Annotated in this window: 17 protein-coding genes, 3 tRNA genes and 1 pseudogene; 10 read left to right on the top strand and 11 right to left on the bottom strand. The window is 71.8% G+C overall.

From position 1 onward, the window contains the following. Positions 1-142: 142 nt before the first annotated feature. Positions 143-216 (bottom strand) — tRNA-Lys (locus OG410_RS16580). A gap of 184 nt (positions 217-400) precedes the next feature. Between OG410_RS16580 and OG410_RS16575 the strand changes: the two genes are divergently transcribed. From OG410_RS16575 to OG410_RS16550, 6 genes are all read left to right on the top strand, one after another. Next, positions 401-1,741: a peptidoglycan-binding protein gene (locus tag OG410_RS16575; protein WP_329299870.1), complete on the top strand. Its 1,341-nt coding sequence runs from the start codon at positions 401-403 to the stop codon at positions 1,739-1,741. Between the two features lie 60 nt (positions 1,742-1,801). Continuing rightward, on the top strand, positions 1,802-3,133 hold the full coding sequence (locus OG410_RS16570; RefSeq protein WP_329299869.1) for an SPFH domain-containing protein: 1,332 nt from the start codon (positions 1,802-1,804) through the stop codon (positions 3,131-3,133). Positions 3,134-3,291: 158 nt separating this feature from the next. After that, on the top strand, positions 3,292-3,945 hold the full coding sequence (locus OG410_RS16565; RefSeq protein WP_328669299.1) for a lytic polysaccharide monooxygenase auxiliary activity family 9 protein: 654 nt from the start codon (positions 3,292-3,294) through the stop codon (positions 3,943-3,945). Between the two features lie 118 nt (positions 3,946-4,063). Then, positions 4,064-4,528, top strand: a complete 465-nt coding sequence (locus OG410_RS16560) for a DUF3592 domain-containing protein (protein ID WP_329299868.1) — start codon at positions 4,064-4,066, stop codon at positions 4,526-4,528. A 63-nt stretch (positions 4,529-4,591) separates the two neighbouring features. Further along, a complete protein-coding gene (locus tag OG410_RS16555) occupies positions 4,592-6,349 on the top strand; it encodes an AMP-binding protein (RefSeq protein WP_329299867.1) in 1,758 nt (585 codons plus the stop codon). Positions 6,350-6,876: 527 nt separating this feature from the next. Beyond that, the gene (locus OG410_RS16550; protein ID WP_329299866.1) at positions 6,877-8,202 is read left to right on the top strand and encodes a M18 family aminopeptidase; all 1,326 of its coding nucleotides are present in this window, start codon (positions 6,877-6,879) and stop codon (positions 8,200-8,202) included. Positions 8,203-8,257: 55 nt separating this feature from the next. On the opposite strand, the gene OG410_RS16545 is transcribed toward OG410_RS16550, so the two are convergent. The 7 genes from OG410_RS16545 to OG410_RS16510 form a co-directional block, all read right to left on the bottom strand. Further along, positions 8,258-8,331 (bottom strand) — tRNA-Lys (locus OG410_RS16545). 134 nt (positions 8,332-8,465) lie between these two features. Next, the gene (locus OG410_RS16540) at positions 8,466-9,224 is read right to left on the bottom strand and encodes an IclR family transcriptional regulator (RefSeq protein ID WP_326787561.1); all 759 of its coding nucleotides are present in this window, start codon (positions 9,222-9,224) and stop codon (positions 8,466-8,468) included. A gap of 252 nt (positions 9,225-9,476) precedes the next feature. After that, the gene (gene ehuA, locus OG410_RS16535; RefSeq protein WP_328674513.1) at positions 9,477-10,259 is read right to left on the bottom strand and encodes an ectoine/hydroxyectoine ABC transporter ATP-binding protein EhuA; all 783 of its coding nucleotides are present in this window, start codon (positions 10,257-10,259) and stop codon (positions 9,477-9,479) included. Between the two features lie 43 nt (positions 10,260-10,302). Further along, on the bottom strand, positions 10,303-10,953 hold the full coding sequence (ehuD, locus tag OG410_RS16530) for an ectoine/hydroxyectoine ABC transporter permease subunit EhuD (protein ID WP_329299865.1): 651 nt from the start codon (positions 10,951-10,953) through the stop codon (positions 10,303-10,305). Between the two features lie 85 nt (positions 10,954-11,038). Then, positions 11,039-11,779 carry an ectoine/hydroxyectoine ABC transporter permease subunit EhuC gene (ehuC, locus tag OG410_RS16525; RefSeq protein WP_329299863.1) on the bottom strand — a complete coding sequence of 247 codons (741 nt, stop codon included), beginning with the start codon at positions 11,777-11,779 and terminating at the stop codon, positions 11,039-11,041. Further along, on the bottom strand, positions 11,776-12,705 hold the full coding sequence (ehuB, locus tag OG410_RS16520; protein ID WP_329299862.1) for an ectoine/hydroxyectoine ABC transporter substrate-binding protein EhuB: 930 nt from the start codon (positions 12,703-12,705) through the stop codon (positions 11,776-11,778). The genes ehuC and ehuB overlap by 4 nt, the downstream gene beginning before the upstream one ends. A gap of 294 nt (positions 12,706-12,999) precedes the next feature. Further along, the gene (locus OG410_RS16510) at positions 13,000-13,983 is read right to left on the bottom strand and encodes a D-2-hydroxyacid dehydrogenase (protein ID WP_329299860.1); all 984 of its coding nucleotides are present in this window, start codon (positions 13,981-13,983) and stop codon (positions 13,000-13,002) included. A gap of 202 nt (positions 13,984-14,185) precedes the next feature. Between OG410_RS16510 and OG410_RS16505 the strand changes: the two are divergent. The 3 genes and pseudogenes from OG410_RS16505 to OG410_RS16495 all read left to right on the top strand — a co-directional run bounded on the left by OG410_RS16505 (position 14,186) and on the right by OG410_RS16495 (position 16,715). Beyond that, positions 14,186-14,684, top strand: a pseudogene (locus tag OG410_RS16505) (hypothetical protein). Further along, positions 14,681-15,412 carry a maleate cis-trans isomerase family protein gene (locus OG410_RS16500; protein WP_329299859.1) on the top strand — a complete coding sequence of 244 codons (732 nt, stop codon included), beginning with the start codon at positions 14,681-14,683 and terminating at the stop codon, positions 15,410-15,412. Before OG410_RS16505 ends, OG410_RS16500 begins: the two are co-directional and overlap by 4 nt. A 187-nt stretch (positions 15,413-15,599) precedes the next feature. After that, the gene (locus OG410_RS16495; RefSeq protein WP_329299858.1) at positions 15,600-16,715 is read left to right on the top strand and encodes an LLM class flavin-dependent oxidoreductase; all 1,116 of its coding nucleotides are present in this window, start codon (positions 15,600-15,602) and stop codon (positions 16,713-16,715) included. On the opposite strand, the gene OG410_RS16490 is transcribed toward OG410_RS16495, so the two are convergent. Further along, positions 16,706-18,643, bottom strand: a complete 1,938-nt coding sequence (locus tag OG410_RS16490) for a putative bifunctional diguanylate cyclase/phosphodiesterase (RefSeq protein WP_329299857.1) — start codon at positions 18,641-18,643, stop codon at positions 16,706-16,708. The genes OG410_RS16495 and OG410_RS16490 overlap by 10 nt on opposite strands. A 353-nt stretch (positions 18,644-18,996) precedes the next feature. On the opposite strand from OG410_RS16490, the gene OG410_RS16485 reads away from it, so the two are divergent. Further along, complete coding sequence (locus OG410_RS16485) at positions 18,997-20,535, top strand: M6 family metalloprotease domain-containing protein (RefSeq protein ID WP_329299856.1); 1,539 nt, start codon at positions 18,997-18,999, stop codon at positions 20,533-20,535. A gap of 74 nt (positions 20,536-20,609) precedes the next feature. Here OG410_RS16485 and OG410_RS16480 read toward each other — a convergent pair. Continuing rightward, positions 20,610-20,683 (bottom strand) — tRNA-Lys (locus OG410_RS16480). After that, complete coding sequence (locus OG410_RS16475) at positions 20,674-21,342, bottom strand: bifunctional DNA primase/polymerase (RefSeq protein WP_329299855.1); 669 nt, start codon at positions 21,340-21,342, stop codon at positions 20,674-20,676. Before OG410_RS16475 ends, OG410_RS16480 begins: the two co-directional genes overlap by 10 nt. Positions 21,343-21,385 lie beyond the last annotated feature (43 nt).

Raw genomic sequence — 21,385 nt, 5'->3', positions numbered from 1 at the left:
GGCGGAGGGGGTTCGGCCGGGGCCTGTTCGACGCCGGTTCCGCGACGGACGGCGCCGGGCCCCTGCCCTCGCGGCTTCCGCCCCGCGGCCGCCGGACATGACGATGGGCCCCCTCGTTCTCACGAGGAGGCCCTCCGGTCGGTGCGCCGCCAGGGACTCGAACCCCGGACCCGCTGATTAAGAGTCAGCTGCTCTAACCAACTGAGCTAGCGGCGCCTGCTGACGGGAAAACTCTACCCGACCCTCGGGGGTGCTCCCGACCAGGTGGGCGGCTCCGTGGCAGGTGGGGGCGGTCCCGTACATCATTCGGACCGTCAGCGTGCGGCGCCGGATGTCAGTTGAGAAACTGACGAATGTGCAGAATTGCGGACATTTCAATCTGGAGTGTGAGGGGCGTCGCATGAAGACTCCGGTGTTCGAGGAGGTCGATCCCGCGAGTGACTGTGATTGCCCCGAATGCGTTCACCGGCGGCGGGTCCTGCCCGTCTCCTCGCGGCTCGGGCCGTCCGGCCCCCTGGGGCATCCGGCGGCCCGTGCCCATGTCCTCGGCCTGACGGGGGTCGCGCGAACCCCCCTGGCGCTCGCGCTGGCCGCCACGGCGGGCACCGCCCTCGGCGCGGTCCCGGCGGTCGCCGCCGTGCACGGACCCGTCCGGCCCGGTCTTCCCCCGGCCGACGGACACGACGGCACCCCCCAGGGCCGCAGGGCGCCGCTGCACGGCCCGGCGGGGAAGCCCGCGCTGCCCGCCGGACCGGGGCAGACGGTACAGGTGCCCACCACCACACGGGCCGCGATCATCGGCCGTGCCACGACATGGATCGACGCGCAGGTGCCGTACAGCACGGACGACTACTGGCGGGACGGGTACCGGCAGGACTGCTCGGGCTTCGTCTCGATGGCCTGGAACCTGCCGGGCAACGAGTGGACCGGCAGCCTCGACAGCTTCGGGGTGCGGATCACCCGGGACCGGCTCCAGCCGGGCGACATCCTGCTCTTCCACAACCCGGACAACCCCGAGAAGGGCTCGCACGTCGTCATCTTCGGCGGTTGGACGGACTACACGCACACCCAGTACGTCGCCTACGAGCAGAGTCCGCCGCGTGCCAGGAAGCAGTCCACCCCGTACGCGTACTGGACGAACTCGGACCACTACGTGCCCTATCGCTACCGGGGGATCACGGAGGGCGCGGGCGGTTCGCCGCCGTCCACGTCGACCCGCTATCCGGGGGCCGCGTACTTCGGGAACGGCGCGAACAACGCGTACGTCACCCAGCTCGGCCGGCTCCTGGTGGACCGGGGCGGGCGCCGCTTCTACACCAAGGGACCGGGGCCGCGCTGGTCGGCCGCGGACAAGCGGGCGACTCAGGCGTTCCAGCGGGCGCAGGGCTGGAAGGGCGCCGACGCGGACGGGCTGCCGGGGCCGACGACCTGGTCGTACCTGGTGGGCAAGAAGGGCAGGAACATCCCCGCCGTGACGGCCGGCCCGGGTTCCCCGGGCACCGTGCCCGGCTATCCGGGACGCGCGGTGTTCCGGCCCGGAGCGAACGACGCCCAGGTGACCGCGCTGGGAAAGCAGCTGGTCAAGAAGGGGTTCGGCACGTACTACACGTCCGGTCCGGGGCCGCGCTGGGGCGAGGCGGACCGGCGCAACGTCGAGGCGTTCCAGCGGGCCCAGGGCTGGCGCGGCGGGGCGGCGGACGGATACCCGGGACCGGAGACCTGGCGGCGGCTCTTCTCCTGAGCGGCCGGGTTCCCCACGGCCCGTGAACACACTTCCAGGCGCGGAGGCATGGAGGCAGCTATGAGTACGACGACGTCAGACACCCCGGAGTCCGAGGGAGCACCTCCGGGGGAACCCCGCCCCGATACGGCGGCCGACGACGACGGCGGCGGCCGGCGGTCCGGCACGGCGGCCGACGACGGCGGTCAGTGGTCCGGTACGGGGGCTGAGGGTGGCGGTGGTCAGCGGTCCGGTGCGGGGGCTGAGGGTGGCGGTGGTCCGTGTTCCGGTGCGGCGGCCGAGGGCGGCGGCGGTCACCGGTCCGCCCGGCTCATCCACAACGAGGCCACCACCGAGATCCCCGTTCACCTGCTCTTCCGCGACGACCCCGACCCGGTGTCCGTGCCGCTCGCGCCCGCCGTCGTGGGCCGCCGGCGCGGTACCGGGGAGCAGCCGAGAATCCGGCGGCCCGCGCCCGGCCCGCCCCCGCGCCCGGTGCCGGAGGCCGACCCCGAGCTGGTCGAACGGCCCGCACGGGTGCTGCCCGGCGCGGCGGGTGTGCTGGCCGGGGCCTGTGGTGCGGCCGGATGCGCCCTCACCACCTGGTGGGCGGGCCTGCTGCCGCCCTCCGTGCTGGCGGCGCTGGAGCTGCACGGCCACGCGGGCACCGGACTCGGCCCCGCGCAGTGGGCCGCGTACGCCGGGGCGGGCGCGCTCGGTCTGTTCGGCTTCGGAGGTCTCGCCCGCGGCCGGACCGGGCGGGCCTGGGTACTCGGTCTGTTCGGGCGCTATCGCGGTACGGTCCGGCGCACCGGTCTGATGTGGGTCAACCCGCTGGTGCTGCGCCGCCGGGTCGATGTGAGGCTGCGGCACTGGCGCAGCGAGCCGATGTCCGTGGTCGACGCGAACGGGGTCGAGCTGCGGGTGGTCGTGCTCGTGGTGTGGCGCGTCAAGGACACCGCCCGGGCCACCCTCGCGGTCGACGACCACCGGACGTATCTGCGCGAATGTGTGGAGGCGGCGCTCTCGCGGGTGCTCTCCCAGCTGCCGGCCGAGCTGCCGCCCGCCGTGATCAGGGATCTGACCCTGCGCAACACGGACGCGGTCGGCGAGGCGCTGACCCGGATGGTGGCCGCGGACACGGCTCCCGTCGGCCTGGAGGTGTTCTCCGCGCAGCCCACCCGGATCGAGTACGCGCCGGAGATCGCCGCCGTGATGCAGCGCCGCCGGATCGCGGCCCTGGACGCCCAGCACCGTGACAGCGTGCTCGGCTCGGTCGTCGACTCGGTCGAGGACACGGTGACCCGGCTGACCCTGCGCGGGCTGGTCGAACTGGACGACTACGAACGCAAGGCGTTGGTGAAGGACTTGACGGTGGCGTTCTGCACGGGACGCGGGGAGGTGTCCTCGTAGGCCTCGCACTTTCGCGCGGCTCGGGCGGGGCGGCCGGCCGGGTCGGGCATTGGTATGGACATGTTCAACTACCCGCAATAATCTGATACTTGGTCTAGACCTGAACCTCGCGCGCACGGCTCACGGGAACATCCCCCACGTCCTCCAGGAGCGGCAGCATGCGCAAACGGACGAACCAGAACCTCACCGGCCGGTCCCGCACCGGCGGGAAAGTGAAGTTGTACGCGGCGGCGCTCGGTCTCGCCACGGCGGGTACTTTCGTGCTCTCCACGGGCGGAGCCAGCGCCCACGGTTACACCGACCAGCCCCTCAGCCGGCAGAAGATGTGCGCCGCGAACGGCGGCATCGTGGCCAACTGCGGTGACATCCAGTGGGAGCCGCAGAGCGTCGAGGGCCTCAAGGGCTTCCCGGCGGCGGGCCCGGCCGATGGCCGGATCTGCTCCGCGAACCACACCAACTTCGGCCAGCTCGACCAGCCTAAGACCCCCGCGGGTACGGCCTGGCCGACGACCAAGGTGACCGCGGGGCAGACCTACACCTTCCGCTGGCAGTTCACCGCGATGCACGCGACGACCGACTTCAAGTACTTCATCACCAAGACCGGCTGGAACCAGAACCACGCGCTGACCCGCGCCGACCTGGAGACCACCCCGTTCCTGACGGTCCCCTACAACGGACAGCGCCCCCCGTCCACGCTCTCGCACACCGGCACCCTGCCCGGCGGCCGGACCGGACACCACGTCATCCTCGGGGTGTGGACGGTCGCGGACACGACGAACGCGTTCTACTCCTGCGCGGACGTCACGTTCTGAGGCCCGAATTCTGAGCCTTCGTTGAGGCGCTGACGGCACCGGTGCGGGTATGTTCCCCGCACGTCGACATGACCAGGTCGACGTGCGGGGACCAGTATCCGACCACCGGGGGACCGTCATGAGTGCTTTCTTCTATGCCCTGCCCAGCCTGATGATCGTCTTTGTGCTGTTCGTGGCGGCCAGGACCGTGCGCCGCTCGCTGGAGCTGCGCAGCGCCTGGAACAGTGGACTGACCGCGGAGGCGCGCTGTCTGCGTTCGTACACGACGGTCCGCGGCGGAGGCAACGACACGCACGTCACCACGACCATGCATCACGTCTACGAGTTCACGACCCGCGACGGCCGGACGATACGCTTCGAGGAGCCGAACGGCCCCTCGACGGTCGTCGAGGGCGACATCGTCCCGGCGTACTACATCGCCCATCACCCCGAGAAGGCCACGGCGTACCCTCCGAGCCGGGCGAGGGTGGCCGCGGGCACCCTCGGCATGCTGGTGTTCTACGGCGTGATCGTCAGCTTCTGTGTCGGCTTCATGATCACGTACCACGAGGCGCTCGCCGGCGACCCGTTCTTCGGGGGCTGACGCGGGCGCGCGCCCGCGCACGAGACTCCCCATCTGACGTACCGTCAATTACCTTACGTCTCCATGGAGTCCAGGAGGCGTACCGTCGGGGAGCTCGTGCGGGAGCGGTGGGGCGACCACCGGCCGGGACTGTGGTTCGAGGGCCGGGTCCTCAGCCATCACCAGGTCGCGGAGGGCGCGGCGGCGCGCGCGGCGCTGCTCGCCGAGCTGCTGCCGCCGGGCGCGGAGCCGCATGTGGGAGTGCTGCTCGACAACACCCCTGAGTATCCCCAGTGGTTGGGCGCGGCCGCCCTCGCCGGTGCCGCCGTCGCGGGGATCAACCCGACCCGGCGCGGACCCGAACTGGCCCGGGACATCCGGCACACCGAGTGCCGCGTCCTGGTCACCGAGCGGGCCCGTCTCCCGCTTCTGGACGGACTCGAACTGCCCGGCCTGCACGTCCTGGTGACCGATACGGACGCCTACGCCGAGCTCCTGAGGACGTACGAGGGCGTGCGGCCGGACGACGGCGGGGCGCGTCCGGACAGCCGTTTCCTGCTGCTGTTCACGTCCGGTTCGACCGGCGCGCCCAAGGCCGCGATCTGCACCCAGGGCAGGATCGCCGCGGCAGGGCGGTCGCTCGTCGACCACTTCGGGGTGCGCGCCGACGACACCCACTACATCTGCATGCCGATGTTCCACGGCAACGCGGTGATCGCCGACTGGGCTCCCGCACTCGCGGCCGGCGCGGGGATCGCGCTGCGGCGCCGCTTCTCGGCCTCCGGGTTCCTGCCCGACGTACGGGCTTGCGGGGCCACGTACTTCACCTATGTCGGCCGTGCCGTGCAGTATCTGCTGGCCACGCCCGCCCGCCCCGACGATCGCGACAACCCGCTGCGCCTGGGGTTCGGGACGGAGGCCGGAGCGGTCGACGCGGCCGCCTTCGAGAAGCGGTTCGGGGTGCGGCTCGTCGAGGGGTACGGCTCCTCCGAGGGCGGCGCCGCCATCCAGCGCACGCCCGGCACCCCGGCCGGGGCGATCGGCCGGGCGGCGCCCGCCGACGACCTCGCGGTGCTCGACCCGGACACCCGGCGCGAGTGCCCGCCGGCCGTCTTCGCCGGGGACGGACGTCTGCTCAACGGCGCGGACGCGATAGGGGAGTTGGTGAACCGGGGCGCCAGTCTCTTCGAGGGGTACTGGCGCAATCCCGGAGCCGAGGCGGCCCGGCGCCGGGGGGCGCCACCAGGGCCGGGGGAGGCGGGGACGCGGAACGGCGGGGCAGGGGGGAAGGGTGAGGCAGGGGGAGCGGGGAAAGGGAGCGGTGAGGCGGGGGAGGGCTGGTACTGGACCGGTGACCTCTTCTACCGCGACGCCGACGGCTTCCTCTACTTCGCCGGACGGGCCGACGACCGGCTGCGCGTCGACAGCGAGAACCTCGCCGCCGCGATGATCGAGAACATCCTGGCCCGGTACGAGGATGCCGCCGCCGTCGCGGTGTACGCCGTACCGGATCCGGTGGCGGGCGACCAGGTGATGGCGACACTGGCCCTCAAGGACGGCGCGCGCTTCGGCCCCTCGCCCTTCGCCGCGTTCCTGCGCGCCCAGCCGGATCTGGGCACGAAGATGGCGCCCCGGTTCCTGCGTCTCGTGGAGCGGATGCCCGTCACCGCCACCAACAAGATCCACCGAGTGGCCCTGAGGCGCGAGGGCTTCCACTGCGCCGACCCGGTGTGGTGGCGGCCCCCGGGCGAGGAGACGTACCGGAGACTGACGGCGCCGGACGTGGCCGGGCTGGTGGCCCAGTACCGGGCGCACGGGCGGGAGGAACTGCTGACGCGCTGACCGCGGGGCCGGTTCGGGAGACCGCCACTCCAGCGGGGCGGGGCGGGCGCGGTGTCCGGTGGGGTTCGGCCCCGATGGTTCGCGGGGCCGGGGAGTCCGGTGGTGTCCGGTGACGTCCGGTGGTGTCTTGCGAACGGTCGGGACATGAGGCATCCCGGCCGCTTTCCGCGGGGAGGATATCCGGGCACGTGTGCCGAGGGGCCTGTGCGCCAGAGCCCCGAACCGAGGGAAGAAGGGCGTTGCGTTGCCTGATCCGGGTCGCGGACACGGAAGCCGCGGGGCGCTGCCGCCCCGGCCCACGTCCGCGCCGGTGCCGGCGGTGACCTCGATGGTGTCGGTGACGTCGGTGACGTCGGTGACGTCGGTGGTGTCGCGTGCACCGAGGCCCGGTCCCGGTCGGGAGGGTGTCATGCCCCTGGGTCCCAGGCCGCCTCCCGGCAGGACCGTCGCCCCGGCCGAACCGCGCGTCCGGCGGCATGCTCCGACGCCCCCACCCCCACCCCCTCGACGGCTCCCGAAAGGCAATCATGTCCCCCACGCATGACACGCTCGACCGCGGACACAATGACGACCTGTTCAGCTTCGTCAGAGCCAGCCCCTCGCCGTACCACGTGGTGGTGAGCGCGGCGCAGCGCCTGGAGAAGGCGGGTTTCGCGGAGTTGCGGGAGCGGGACGAGTGGACGGCCGGAGCCGAGGGAGGCCGTTATGTGGTGCGCGGGGGAGCGCTGGTGGCCTGGTACGTCCCGCCGGGCGCCCCGGCCGGCACTCCGTTCCGGATCGTCGGCACCCACACCGACTCACCGAACCTGCGGGTCAAGCCCTCGCCGGACACCGGCTCGGCGGGGTGGCGGCAGGTCGCCGTGGAGATCTACGGCGGAGTGCCGCTCAACACCTGGCTCGACCGGGACCTGGGTGTCTCGGGGCGGCTGGCCCTGCGGGACGGTTCGACCCGGCTGGTCCGCGTCGACAAGCCGCTGCTGCGGGTGCCACAGCTCGCCATCCACCTCGACCGGGCCGTGAACGAGGGGCTCGCCCTGGACCGGCAGCGGCACATGACCCCGCTGTGGGGGCTCGGCGGCTCCGCGCCCGGCGCCCTGCTCGGCCGGATCGCGGACGAGGCGGGTGCCGACGCCGCGGAGGTCCTCGGCTGGGACCTCATGCTGCACGACATCCAGCCGCCCGGATACCTGGGGGCGGACGAGGAGTTCATCGTCGCGCCGCGCCTCGACAACCAGATCTCGGTGCACGCGGGTGTCACCGCCCTGGTCGCCGCGGCCGGCTCGGAACGGCCGCCCGCGTTCATACCGGTGCTGGCCGCCTTCGACCACGAGGAGGTCGGCAACGGATCGGAGTCCGGTGCCCAGGGCCCCTTCCTGGAACGGGTGCTCGGCCGCGCCGTGACCGCCAGGGGCGGCGGGCCGGAGGACTTCGTCCGTGCCCTCGCCGACGCCCTGTGCGTCTCCTCCGACATGACCCACGCGGTCCACCCCAACTACGCCGAACGCCACGACCCGGACCACCGGCCGCTGCCCAACGGCGGTCCCGTGATCAAGGTCAACGTCAATCAGCGGTACGCCAGCGACGGCGTCGGTGTCGCCGCCTTCGCCGCCGCGTGCGAACGGGCCGGGGTGCCGTGGCAGCCGTTCGTCTCCCACAACGCGATGCCGTGCGGGACGTCGATCGGTCCGGTCACCGCGGCCCGCCTCGGCGTGACGACCGTCGACGTGGGGGTGGCCGGGCTGTCGATGCACTCGGCGCGTGAACTGTGCGGGGCACGGGACCCGGAGCTGCTGGCGCGGGTGCTGACCGCGTTCGTCACGGCGGAGCGGACCGGGGTGACCGGAGGCGCCTGAGGTTGTCCGGACATACGTGAAGACCCCCCACCGAAGTGGAGGGCCTTCACCGATGTGCGCCGCCAGGGACTCGAACCCCGGACCCGCTGATTAAGAGTCAGCTGCTCTAACCAACTGAGCTAGCGGCGCATGACTCTCGCCGTCCGCTTCGCGGTCGGCGACAAAAGAAATACTACCTGGTCCGCAGGGGTACTTCCGACCAGCCGCGCGCACCGCTCGCGCGGACCACGGCCGCAGACCTCGTACGGGCCCGGTGGCGGCTGTCAGATCGCGAGGGAGAGCAGTACCGGAGTCGCCCCGCGGTTCAGCGTGTCCGCGGCGCGGCGGAGCCGATGGGCGTGCTCGACCGGCAGGGAGAGGGCGAGGCAGCCGACGGAGGAGCCGGCGGTGATCGGGACCGCCGCGCAGACCGTGCCGATCGCATACTCCTGGAGGTCGAGGACGGGCACGGTGGCCGGCTGGGAGTCGAGACGGGACAGCAGGAGCCGCTCGCTGGTGATGGTCCGCGAGGTGAGCCGGGCCATCTTGTGGCGGGCGAGATGGTCGCGGCGGCCGTTGTGGTCGAGCTGGCCGAGAAGGCTCTTGCCGACCGCACTGGCGTGGGCGGAGGAGCGGAAGTCGACCCATTCGTTGACCGCGGGGGTGGACGGGCTCTCCGCGTACTGGGTGACGTGCACCTCGCCGTCGATGTAGCGGCTGATGTAGATCGCGGCGCCGACCGAGTCGCGGAGCCGGTCGATCGTCTGCTGGAGTTTGTCGCGCAGCGCCTGCTCGCGGCCGTGGGCGGAACCGAGACGGCCGAGGGCGGCGCCGGTGACGTACGCGCCGTCCGTGACCTGCTCGACGTAGCCCTCCCGGCGCAGCATGCGCAGCAGTGCGGTCAGCCGGTCGGCGCCGAGGCCGGCCTGGCGGGCGAGTTCGTTCGCGGTGACACCGGTCGTGTGCTGCGACACGGTCTCCAGGACGCGCAGCGCGTCCTGGGCCGAGTGGTACGGCGCGGTCGGCTCGTTCATCAGCGCCACGGTTTCCCCCTGCGCTTCATGGCCCGGCTCAAAAATGACGTCGGTCCGGACACCTGGGCTCACTACACGATAACGGCCAAGACGCCATCTGTGGCGGTCCGTTGACGAGATTGGTGGCGCGCTCCACGCCCCTCAGCAGGAGCGCGCCACCCTGGCATATGCCAAAGGCATGACCCTTCGGGCATGCCCCACCGGCCGGACCTCGCGCCTTGCCGTGCGCGCCGCCCCTCCGTCCCCGTTCGCTCCCCGGCGTCAGAGGACCGCGCCGAGGAACTCCCTGGTCCGCTCGTGCTCCGGGTCGCCGAAGATCCGCTCCGGCGGGCCGGATTCGATGACATGGCCAGAATCGAACATGAGTACCTGGTCCGAGATGTCCCTGGCGAAATTCATCTCGTGGGTCACGCAGAGCATCGTGATGTCCGTGGTGTGAGCGATGTCACGCAGGACGTCGAGGACGCCCGCGACGAGTTCGGGGTCGAGCGCGGACGTCACCTCGTCCAGCAGCAGAATCTGCGGCCGCATCGCCAGCGCGCGGGCGATGGCCACGCGCTGCTGCTGGCCGCCGGACAGCCGGCCCGGCCGCTCGTCGCACTTGTCCGCGAGACCGACCAGGTCGAGCAGTTCCCGGGCCCGTTCCTCGGCCTCGTCCCGGGACAGGCCGAGCACGGTCACGGGCGCCTCGGTGACGTTGCGCAGCACGCTCATGTTCGGGAACAGGTTGAACTGCTGGAAGACCATCCCGATCTTCTTGCGGACCTCGCGGACCTGCTTCCCCTGCGCGGGGAACAGCCGGTCCCCGGCGACCGTGATCGTGCCCTCGTCCGGCCGGGCCAGGGTCATCAGCAGCCGCAGGATCGTCGTCTTGCCGGACCCTGACGGGCCGATCAGCGTGACGTGCTTGCCGGAGTCGACGCGGAAGTCGAGCCCGTCGAGGACGGTGTTGTCCCCGAAGCGCTTGGTGACCTTGTCGAAGCGGATCAGCTCGCTGCCGTCCACCGGAGGGTTGGCGAGGTCCTTCAGGGGGCCGGCCTCGATGCCGGGTCCGGCGTTCGGACCGGTGTTCGTGTCAGCGTTCGTGTCAGCGGACAAGGCGTCGCTCCAGGGCTCGCAGCAGCAGGGAAGCCGGGTAGGAAATGAGGACGAAGGCCACGCCGATGACCGTGAGCGGCTCCGTGAACTGGAAGTGCTGCTGCGAGTACAGCCGCGCCTCGCCCAGCATCTCCAGCACGGTGATCGTCATCAGCATCGGGGTGTCCTTCAGCATCGCGATGACGTAGTTGCCGAGCGCCGGCACCACACGGCGGACCGCCTGCGGCAGGATCACCGCCGTCCAGGTGCGCCGCGCGGGCAGGCCGAGCGCCGTGGCCGCCTCCCACTGGCCGGCGGGCACGCCCTCGATGCCGGCCCGGTAGACCTGCATCGTGTACGTCGAGTAGTGCAGCCCGATCGCGATCACCCCGGTGGTCGGCGCGGAGAACGTGATGTTCCACTCGGGCAGCACGTAGAAGAGGAAGAACAGCTGCACCAGCAGCGGGGTGTTGCGTACGAACTCGGTGGCCACCCCGACCGGCCAGCGCACCCAGCGCGTCGGCGCCCGCATCAGCAGTGCCCACACCAGGCCGAGAACGAACGAGATCACCGAGCCGAGGGCCAGCGCCTCAAGGGTGACCAGCAGACCGTCCCGGAAGTGCGGCATGAAGTCGCCGACGGCGTTCCAGTCCCAGGTCACGAGGCACCACCGATCGTCGTCTTCATGAGGGGCGTGGCGTTGAGGCAAGTGGCGCCGAGGGGCGCCGAGGTGAGGGGAGTGGCGCTCATGAGGCACCTCCGCCCGTGGCGGCACCCGCACCGGCACCCGCACCGGTCGTCGCGGCCCGCTTCGCCTCGCGGGCCGGGCTGCTGTCCGGCGCCCTGCCGACCCCGGCCTTCAGCCGCTTCTCCAGGCCGCGCATCAGCCGGGTGAGCAGGAAGGCGATGACGAAGTAGATGAGCAGGACGTACGTGTAGACCTCCGCGCTCTGCTGGAGGGCGAGCCGCACCAGGTTGGCGCTGAAGGTCAGGTCACCCATCCCCATCACCGAGACGAGTGCCGTGCCCTTGAGCAGTTCGACCAGCAGGTTGGAGAAGGGAGGGATCATCTCCGGTACCGCCTGCGGCAGCAGGATCAGCCGCATCCGCTGCCCGGGGGTGAAGCTGAGCGCGATACCGCCCTCGCGCTGGGCTGGGTCGACCGCGTTCAGCGCGCCGCGCACGATCTCGGAGCCGTACGCCCCGTACGTCAGCCCCAGCGCCAGGGTGCCCGCCCACAGCGGGACGAGCTGCCAGCCGAAGGCGAGCGGCAGTACGAAGTACACCCAGAAGATCATGATCAGCGCGGAGGTGCCGCGGAACACCTCGGTGTACAAGCCCGTGAGGAAGCGGACGGCCCACCGGTTCGACGTACGCGCGATTCCCGCCAGGAAGGACATGGCTCCGGCCGACAAGGCGCTGAAGAACAGCAGTTGGACGGTGACCCAGATCCCTTCGAGGACGAGTTTCCAGAGTCCCGATGTCATCCGCGGCACAGCTCCTTCGCGGTCATGTCGGTCATCTCGGCCTTGGTGAAGCCGAACGGCCGCAGGATGCGGAAGAGTTCGCCGCTCTCCTTCATCTTCCGCAGCTCGACGTTGAAGGCGTCCCTCAGCCTCGTCTCCGGCGAACGGAACGCGAAGCCGCCGCCGTCGACGTGCGGTTTGCCCTTGACCAGCGGCGCGAAGGGCTTCGTGCTCTCCGCCCTGGAGGACTTCCTCACCACCTCGCGGACGGTCAGCGCGGTCCCCGCGAACACGTCGGCGCGCCCGGCCTCGACCGCGTTCAGCCCGGCTACCTGGTCGGGCACGATGAGGATCTCGCTCTCCTTGTACCCGGCCTCGACCGCGTACTGGATCTCCGCGTAGCCGGTCCCCGTCGCGAACCTGGCCTTCTTCGCCACGACGTCCTTGTAGTCGTGCAGCCCCTTCGGGTTGCCCTTGCGCACGATGAACGCGTCGAGCATCCGGTAGTCCGGGTCGGCGAAGATGACCTGTTCGCAGCGTTCGGCGTTGATGTACATCCCGGCGGAGACGACGTCGAACTGCTGGGAGTTGAGCCCGGGTATGAGGGATCCGAACTCGGTCGGCACGGGCTGGACCCGGTCGACGCCCAGCCGTTCGAAGACGGCCTTGGCGAGTTCCGGCGCCTCGCCGGTCAGTTCGCCGTCCCGGTCGATGTAGCCGAAGGGGATCTCGCCCGCGATGCCGAGGCGGACGACGCCCTGTGCCTTCAGCCGGTCGAGGAGATCTCCTCCGTCCCTCGACGACGTCGTAGCCACGCGACTGCAGCCGGCGGCGCCGAGCGCGCCGAGCGCCGCGACCCCCGCGAGCAGCGACCGGCGGGTCGTCCCGGACGGATGTCTCTCGTTTCCCGTTGTGTTCGCACGTGCGTTCTCAAGTGGTGGAGCCATGGCCGCGCGGCTACCCGAGACCATGCGTTGTATGCGGACCGGTTCCGGCCCCGTGCGGCCGAGGGGCTCTTGACCCTGCGGATGAAGACCTTCGCAGAACTGCCCTGGGCCGAATGCGGGCACGGTTTTGGAGTGTCGCTCTCGTACTCCTGGCGGAGTCTTCGCGAGTGCTCCCGCACTGCTGCTCCTCAAGCGGAGACGTGGGTCGGGCCCCGGGCATCGTCCGGGGCCAACTGGTCGACGGCCTCGACGCGATGGCCGAGGCTTGTAACGACCGTTGCCTCCCGAGGCGGTTCAGTGTCCGGGCACGTACCCGCGCTTCTTGTCGACCACGTTCGACAGCGGCCTGCCCGCCGCCCAGCGCTCGTACAGCTCCACGAACTGCTCACCCAGCTCGTCCCGCCAGCCGGCCGTGTCCCCGCTCATGTGCGGCGACACGATCAGACCCGGGACGTTCCACAACGGGCTGTCGCGGCCGAGCGGTTCGTGCTGGAAGACATCGAGGGCCGCGCCCGCGATCCACCGTTTCGACAGCGCCTCGGCGAGCGCCTCCTCGACGACGAGCTGCCCGCGCCCGACATTGACGAAGCGGGCCGAGGGCTGCATCATCCCGAAGCGCCGGGCGTCGAACATGCCGCGTGTCTCCGCGGTGAGCGGCGCCGCCGACACCACCCAGTCGGCGCGCGCCATCAGCCGGTCCAGCTCCCCGGGACCGTGGATCCCGGTGCGCGGGACGCGTCCCACCAGCGCCGTGGTGACATCGAGCGCCTTGAGGGTGCGCACGATCGCCCGCCCGATCGGCCCCGACCCCACCACACAGGCGCGGGTCCCGGCCACCCGCTGCGACTCGCGGTGCCGCCACTCGTGCCGCCGCTGGAGGTCCCAGGTCCGCGGAAGATCCTTCGCCATGGCGAGGACGAGAGCGGCCACGTACTCGGCGATCGGCCGGTCGAAGACGCCGCGCGCGTTGGTCACCACCGTGTCGGAGGCGGCGAGCTCGGGACACATCAGATGGTCCACGCCCGCGCTCGCGGTGTGCACCCAGCGCGGCCGGGGCCCCTCGCCCGGCCAGGCACGGCGTACGGCCCCCGAGGTGAAGTCCCACACGAGCAGCACGTCCGCGTGCGGCAGCCGCTCCGCGAGCGTGGACTCGTCGGCGTGCTCGATCCGTACCCGGCCGGTGAGCCGGCCCAGCCGGGGGAGCGGGTCGGCGTCCAGGACGAGCAGCGTGGCCCGGTCCGACGGGCCGGACGCGCCGGGGGACACACGGGCGTTCATCGGAGGAAACCGTTTCGCAAGGGGAGTCCGCTTCTCTGGGAGATCCTGGGGCGAAATGACCGGGGAGACGTGCGGGCGAATGGGATCCGAGCCGTCCGAGATGGGCGGATTGACCACGCTCGCACCCGAACCTACCTTCGTCAACACGGGCTCGCATACGGTCCGTTGCCGCCCGTTCCCCTCTTCGAGGCCGGTGCCTGCCATGGACGTTTCCTTTCTCGGCGGTCCGCATCCGCAGCGCGGGGTCGGCGTCGTCGCGCCGTTCGACTCCGTCCTCGACCGTGAGCTGTGGCGATGGGTGCCCGTCGACGTCTCCCTGCATCCGACCCGCACCCCGTTCGTGCCCGTCGAGGTCGGCCTGGCCCTGGCCCGCCTGGTCTCCGAGCACGAGACGCTCGCCGACGCGGTCCGCGCCCCGCACGCTCGCGCCCGAGGTCGTCGCGTACGCGTGCACGTCCGGCAGCTTCGTCGGCGGGCTCGCCGGGGAGCGGGCGACGTGCGAGGCGATGACGCGGGCGGGCGCGCTGCCCTCGCTCGCGGAGGCGGAACTGCGGATACCGGTGATCTCGGCCAACCAGGTGACGATGTGGGCGGCGTTGCGCCAACTGGGTACCCGGGCGGTGGGCCCCTGTCAGCGGCTGATTGATCAGGCCGCCCGCCGGGGACCCGTACTTCCCGAAGAACAGGAAGGTTGGGCATGACCGCACTCGGATTTCTCTACCCGGGCCACTCGGCCGAGGACGACTACCCGCGCATCGAGCAGCTCATCGGCAGCGACATCCGCCTGACCGTCGTCCACACGGACATGGGGGAGGACGCCCACAGTGTGGACGGGCTCCTCGAAATGGGCTCGGCGCACCGCCTCGAGGCGGGCGTCGAGGAGCTGCGCCTGTCCGGCGCGGAGGCCGTGGTCTGGGCGTGCACGAGCGGCAGTTTCGTGTACGGGGTACAGGGCGCCCACGAGCAGGTCCGCGGCCTCGCCAGGGCGGCCGGGCTGCCCGCCTCCTCGACGTCCTTCGCCTTCACCCACGCGGCGCGGGAGCTCGGGGCGAGGCGGGTCGCGATCGGGGCGACCTACCCCGACGACGTGGCCGCGCTCTTCGCGGGGTTCCTGAAGGAGACCGGTACGGAGGTGGCCGCGGTGCGCGGCTCCGGTGCCGTCACCGCCGCCGAGGCCGCCGGCTGGGACTACGGCGAGGTCCTCGCGCTGGCCCGGGAGGCGGACCACCCGGACGCCGACGCGATCCTCCTCCCCGACACGGCCCTGCACACGGCCTCCCATCTCACGGCCCTGGAGAAGGAGCTCGCCAAACCGGTCCTCACCGCCAACCAGGTCACGGTCTGGGAGGCCCTGCGCCTGACGGGCCGCCGCGTGAACGCCCCGGCCCTCGGCACCCTCTTCACCAGGGAACCCATCGTCCAGGTGTGAGGATCCGGCCCCGAAGGATCCAGACCCTCCGAGGCCAAGGATCCCGCCGGGGCAAGGGCGGGGGGCGAGACCAAGCTTCCCAGCCCTGCCCCGGGGCGCTCCCCGGTCCACCTCGGGGGAATAAGCGGAGACAGCCTCCTGTTGCTACGCCGAGGACACCATCGCGTACGCAACAGGAGGCACCCCGGTGGACGAGACGGCCGAGACGGACGAGATCCGAGGTACGGCACAGGGCACCGCCCCCGTGCCCCTGTCCGTACTGGACCTGGTCACCGTGGGCGCGGGCCGCACCGCGACCGACGCGTTGCGCACCAGCGTCGAGATCGCCCGCCTCGCGGAGTCCCGCGGATTCCACCGCTACTGGGTGGCCGAACACCACTCGATGCCCGGCGTGGCCAGCTCCTCGCCCGCGGTGATCCTCGCCCACCTGGCCGCCCACACGGACCGCATCCGCCTGGGCTCCGGCGGAGTGATGCTCCCCAACCACGCCCCGCTGGTCATCGCGGAGCAGTTCGGCACCCTCGAGGCGATGGCCCCGCGCCGCATCGACCTGGGTCTCGGCAGGGCCCCGGGCACGGACGGCGCGACGGCCGCCGCGCTGCGCCGCACCCAGCGCCTCGACGAGGGCGCCGACGACTTCCCCGAACAGCTCGCGGAGCTCACCCGCTTCCTGGACGACGACTTCCCCGACGGCCACCCCTACGCCCGGATCCACGCCGTTCCCGGGCCCGTCCAGGCGACCTCACCGGGCGGCGTCCAGTCCCCGCACCGGCCCCCGGTCTGGCTGCTCGGCTCCTCCGGCTTCAGCGCCCGCCTCGCCGGGGCCCTCGGCCTGCCGTTCGCCTTCGCGCACCATTTCTCGGCGCAGAACACCATCCCGGCGCTCGACCTCTACCGCGAGTCCTTCCGGCCGAGCGCGGTCCTCGACGCCCCGTACGCCCTCATCGGCGTCTCCGCGCTCGCCGCGGACGAGGAGAAGGAGGCCCGCCGCCAGGTGCTGGCGGCCGCGCTGAGCATGGTCCGCCTGCGCACCGGGCGTCCCGGACTCGTGCCCACCCCGGAGGAGGCGGAGGCCTACGAATTCAGCCCGATGGAGCGGGAGTTCGTCGGATCCTGGAACGCCAACGTCATCCACGGCACCGCCGACGAGGTGCGCGCCAGCCTCGATGACCTCCAGAAGCGCACCGGCGCCGACGAGTTGATGATCACGGGCAACGCGCACGGTGGCGACGTACGGCTGCGCTCGTACGAACTGATCGCGGACGCCTACGGGTTGCCGGGGGCGCGGACCGCTCAGGCCTGAGGGCAGGTCGCCGACATCAGGAGCGCGGAGATGCGTTCCGGCGCCACCGGCCGGGAGTACAGCCAGCCCTGGCCGGTGTCGCAGCCGATCCCGCGCAGCCGTGACGCCTGCGAGGCGGTCTCCACGCATTCGGCGGTGACCGTCAGGCCGAGCCGATGGGCGAGCTGGATGAGCGCCTCGACGATGACCTCGTCGGCCGGGTTGGGGTGGGCGGACGAACCGTCGGCGTTCTCGTACTGGAAGCCGCGGACGAACGAGCCGTCCAGCTTCAGCACCGACACCGGGAGCCTGCTCAGGTAGGCGAGGTTCGAGTAGCCGGTGCCGAAATCGTCGATGGCGATGCGCACCCCCATGTCGCTGAGTGCCTGCAACGCCTGGAGCGGACGGCCCGCCGAACCCATCACCGCCGACTCCGTCAGTTCCAACTGGAGCAGATGCGGGGCCAGTCCGGTCTCCGCCAGGATCTTCGCCACGTCCGCCACCAGGTCGGAGTCCCAGACCTGGCGCACGGCGACGTTGACGCTGACGAAGATCGGCGGGGCGTCCGGACGGTCGAGCTGCCAACGGCGCGCCTGGCTGCAGGCGGTGGCCAGCACCCAGCGGCCGAGCTGGACGATCGAGCCGTTCTCCTCGGCCAGTCCGATGAACCGGTTCGGCGTGAGCATCCCGAATCGCGGGTGGTTCCAGCGGACGAGCGCCTCCACCCCGTGCACACCGCCGTCTTCCATCCCCACCAACGGCTGGTACTCCAGGGCGAATTCACCCCGTTCGACGGCCGCGCGCAGGGTGGACGACAATGCCTGGCGGGTCATGCGGTGGGCGTTGCGCTCCGGGTCGAAGAGCGTCCAGCGGCCTTTGCCGTCCGCCTTCGCCCAGTACAGCGTGGTGTCCGCGGCCTGCATCAGACCGGTCGCCGTGGTGCCGGTGGCGCGCCGCTCGACGACCCCGATCGACGCCGACAGGGACAGCCGCTGCCCCGACAGGTCGAACGGTGCCTGGAGCGACTTCAGCACGGACTCGGCGAGATCCGCGAGCTGGTCGGTGCCCGTGGAGTCCTCGACGAGCAGCGCGAACTCGTCCCCTCCCAGCCGGGCCACCAGGGGACTGGCCGTCCGCGTGAGGCCGGCCTCCTCGGCGCAGCGCGTCAGACGCTCGGCGACCGCCGCGAGCAGCCGGTCCCCGACCCGGTGCCCGAGTGTGTCGTTGACGGCCTTGAACCCGTCCAGGTCCAGATAGCAGAGCCCGATCCGGCCGGTGCCGCACTCCTCGTACGCCTCCGCCTCCAGCGCCGCCGAGAGGCGTTCGAAGAACAGGGTGCGGTTGGGCAGCCGGGTCACCGGGTCGTGCATCTGCAAGTGGCGCAGCCGCGCCTGGAGTTCACGCCGCGCGCCGATGTCGGTGACCGAGATCAGCACCGCCCGCTCCTGCGGGGGCAGTGGCGCGATCGTGACCTGCGCCCAGACCACCTGGCCGTCGGGATGCTTGAGCCGGCGGGTGCAGCGCAGCCGGGCCCGGCTGCCGCCCAGCATCTCGCGGTACGCGTGCCAGGTGCGGGCGTCGGAGGCCAGGTCCACCAGGTCGGCGGCGGCCCGCCCGGTGAACGTCCGCGCCTCGGCGCCGAGCAGCGTGCCCAGTGCCTCGTTGGCGGTGACGACGAGACCCTCGCGGTCGACGACGGCCATCGCGAGGGGCGCGGTGGCGAAGGCCGCGTGGAAGGTACGGAGTGACGTTCCGTCGGGAACCGCCAGGAGTGCCGGCGTCCCGGAAGGCGGCCCCGGCGCCACGGACGGTACGGAGGGTACGGAGGGGGCGGGTGGGCCGGGAGAGATTCCGGCGGACGTACGAGAAGACGTGTCGACGTGACGTTCTGTGACGGCCGGCCGGACGAGGTCTCCCGCGGGCGCCGGCCCTTCGGACGTTCCGCTCACCGCTCGCTCCCGCAGTGCACTCGTTCTTCGTATGGGTCTTTCGGGGCGGTCGGCCGGTGATGGGCGGCCGCACAAGCCGTGTCCGTGCAGGAAAGTGTGCCGATCATAGAGGCTGCCCGCGAAACGGTGCGGCCACTGTCCAGTGTCCAGGAACAACCGCCTGTTCTGACAGATCGTTTCTGCCTGTTATCCGGACGGTTCCCTGTCCCGTCGACCGTACGTGACGTTCCGTGCATGTCCGGGGGTGTCGACCCGCTCGGGCACTCACTCTTCCGGTGCAGACAAACAGGGCGAAATAGTACAAATTCAATCAGGCTGGATGCGGTGACCCACAACCGCATCCGGAGGTCGACGTGCCGCGTCCGCTCCCCTTGAGGGTTCTCGCTCGCGGGCTCCTGCGTGGTCCCGCCCGCGACGGGGCGGCCCGCTGGCGCAGCACCGCGGCCATGTTCACCTCGATGACCGCGCTCGCGGCGACCTCCCTGGGGCCGGGCCACGCGCTCGCCGAACCCCTCGCGTCGCCCTGCGCCCTGACGCGGACAGCGGCGCACCACTCGGAGGGCGCCGACACCTGGAACACCGCCTATGTGCGTCCCACCCGCCCCCTCGACGCCGTGATGGTCTTCCTGTCCTTCCCGGACTCCACCCCGCACACCACGCCCGCCGAGCTGACAGGCGACTACTTCCCGGCCACCAGCCGCTTCTTCGAGCAGGCCTCGTACGGAAAGTTCACGGTCCGGCCGCACCCCCGGCGCGCCTGGATCCAGATGCCGCACGCCTCCACCTCGTACGCCATACAGCGCGACTGGAACTCCGGCGACCGTGCCGCCTATCTGCGCGACGCCCTCGCCGTGGCCGACCCGCGGGTCGACTTCTCGCGCTACGACGTCGTCTACTTCATCGCGGACCCGGACGCTCCGGGCGTCGACTCGGACGCCACGAAGGTCGTCAACCTGGACACACCTCTGCGCGCGGACGGCAAGGACATCCGGCGCGTCGTCACGGTCTTCGAGAAGCACCCGCCGGACCGTCTCGTCCTCGCGCACGAGACCGGCCATGTCTTCGACCTGCCCGACCTCTACCACCGCCCCACCGACGGCAAGGGCGACTGGGACACCTATGTGGGCGACTGGGACCTCATGGGCAGCCAGTTCGGCCTCGCCCCCGACCTCTTCGGCTGGCACAAGTGGCGGCTGGGGTGGCTGGAACCGCACCAGGTGGCGTGCGTACTGGGCTCCGGCACCACCCGGCTGACGCTGGAGCCGCTGGAGGCCGGACCCGCGCACTCCACGGTCGGTTCGGCCGGCGCGAGCGCCCGGGAAGCCGCCGGCACCGGGGTGCTGGCCACCGGCCCGGCCGCGTCGGCGGGGAGTGGTGCGGCCGCGTCGGGCGGGGCGAGCGGGAAGACCGGTACGAGTGGGGCGGGGGTGGCGTGGCAGGGGCCGCGGGTGCCCTCGGGCGGGCTGCGGACGTCCGTGCGTGGTCCGGGCGCGCCGGGCGCCTCCGTGAACGCGGTGGGTGTGGCGGCGCCCCCCGGATCACAGACCGTCGGCATCGGCCGGGGCACCAAGCTGGCGGTGGTCCCGACGGGCCCGGACAGCGCGATCGCCTTCGAGGCCAGGGGGCCGGCGGGCAACGACAGGTCGACGTGCGAGCGGGGCGTCCTCGTCTACCGGGTCCGCAGCCGGACCGAGTCGGGCAGCGGCCCCGTCCAGGTCCTCGACGCGCACCCCGGCTCCGAGTCCTGCTGGGAGGACTCGGTGTACCCGCCGCTCGCGGACGCCCCGGTGCGCCTCGGGGAGAGCTTCGAGGTGCCGGGCGCGAACGTCCGGGTCCAGGTGGAGGACCGGACCGCCTCGGGGGCCTGGACGGTGCGGATCACGACAGGCTGAGCGGGCTCCGCGACCGCGGAAACGACGAGAGCGGGACGCTCGCGTTTCCGCGAATCATCCCGCTCTCGTTGGCGTGCGCCGCCAGGGACTCGAACCCCGGACCCGCTGATTAAGAGTCAGCTGCTCTAACCAACTGAGCTAGCGGCGCCTGCTGACGTCGTAGACCTTAGCATCCTGATCGGCACGAGGAAAAATCGATATCCGTACCGCAGCCGACGCCGCCGCGCGGGCCGCCCGCACGGCCGCCCAGAGCAGGATCTCGGGGCCGGGAAGCCAGGGCCGCTGCGTGTCGGGGGCGACCAGCCAGCGGGAATCGGTCCGGACGGCCCCCGGTCCGTCGCTCCCGGGGGTCAGCGGGGGCACGGTGACCGCGTCTCCCGTGCCGTGGCAGAGCAGCGGAGGAACCTCCCGGCACCGCCCCGCCCCGACGCCCGGCCTCCCGCCCCACTCCTCCCACTCCATGAGCGAGGGGAGCCGCTGGGCGGTGCCGGGCGCGGCGAACAGCAGGATCCGTCCGCGGTACGCCGCCACCGGGCCCGAGCCCGGCCCCTCGTCCCAGAGCCGGTCGAGCATCCGCCGCCCGAACAGGGCCGAGGCGCTGACGACGTCGAACGCGCTGCCGCAGAGCAGGACGACCGGGGCGTCGGGCCGTTCGCGCCACAGAGCGAGCGTGCTGCGCGGATACGTTCCGGCGGAGGCGAGCCAGGCGGCGCCCTCGGCCGTGACACCGGAGACGTCCAGCCCTTCGGACGACCTCGCTCCGGGGCTGTGCGGGCTGCTGCTCGGCGGGTTCCGTGTGCTGCTCATGCCGCATACATCTACCGGCGGTGAGCGTCCCGTTCCGGAGGGT

This window comes from Streptomyces sp. NBC_00659, assembly GCF_036226925.1.
Lineage (GTDB): Bacteria > Actinomycetota > Actinomycetes > Streptomycetales > Streptomycetaceae > Streptomyces.
Note: the sequence above shows the minus strand (reverse complement) of the source record. Positions and strands in the feature narration are given on the sequence as shown.

Bases quoted from the DNA above. Each gene is read 5' to 3' on its own strand.
- OG410_RS16510 (WP_329299860.1), bottom strand. From the start codon at position 13,983: ATGAACGCCCGTGTGTCCCCCGGCGCGTCCGGCCCGTCGGACCGGGCC.
- ehuB (WP_329299862.1), bottom strand. From the start codon at position 12,705: ATGGCTCCACCACTTGAGAACGCACGTGCGAACACAACGGGAAACGAG.
- OG410_RS16570 (WP_329299869.1), top strand. From the start codon at position 1,802: ATGAGTACGACGACGTCAGACACCCCGGAGTCCGAGGGAGCACCTCCG.
- OG410_RS16500 (WP_329299859.1), top strand. From the start codon at position 14,681: ATGACCGCACTCGGATTTCTCTACCCGGGCCACTCGGCCGAGGACGAC.
- OG410_RS16575 (WP_329299870.1), top strand. From the start codon at position 401: ATGAAGACTCCGGTGTTCGAGGAGGTCGATCCCGCGAGTGACTGTGAT.
- OG410_RS16560 (WP_329299868.1), top strand. From the start codon at position 4,064: ATGAGTGCTTTCTTCTATGCCCTGCCCAGCCTGATGATCGTCTTTGTG.
- ehuC (WP_329299863.1), bottom strand. From the start codon at position 11,779: ATGACATCGGGACTCTGGAAACTCGTCCTCGAAGGGATCTGGGTCACC.
- OG410_RS16555 (WP_329299867.1), top strand. From the start codon at position 4,592: ATGGAGTCCAGGAGGCGTACCGTCGGGGAGCTCGTGCGGGAGCGGTGG.
- OG410_RS16475 (WP_329299855.1), bottom strand. From the start codon at position 21,342: ATGAGCAGCACACGGAACCCGCCGAGCAGCAGCCCGCACAGCCCCGGA.
- OG410_RS16550 (WP_329299866.1), top strand. From the start codon at position 6,877: ATGTCCCCCACGCATGACACGCTCGACCGCGGACACAATGACGACCTG.
- OG410_RS16565 (WP_328669299.1), top strand. From the start codon at position 3,292: ATGCGCAAACGGACGAACCAGAACCTCACCGGCCGGTCCCGCACCGGC.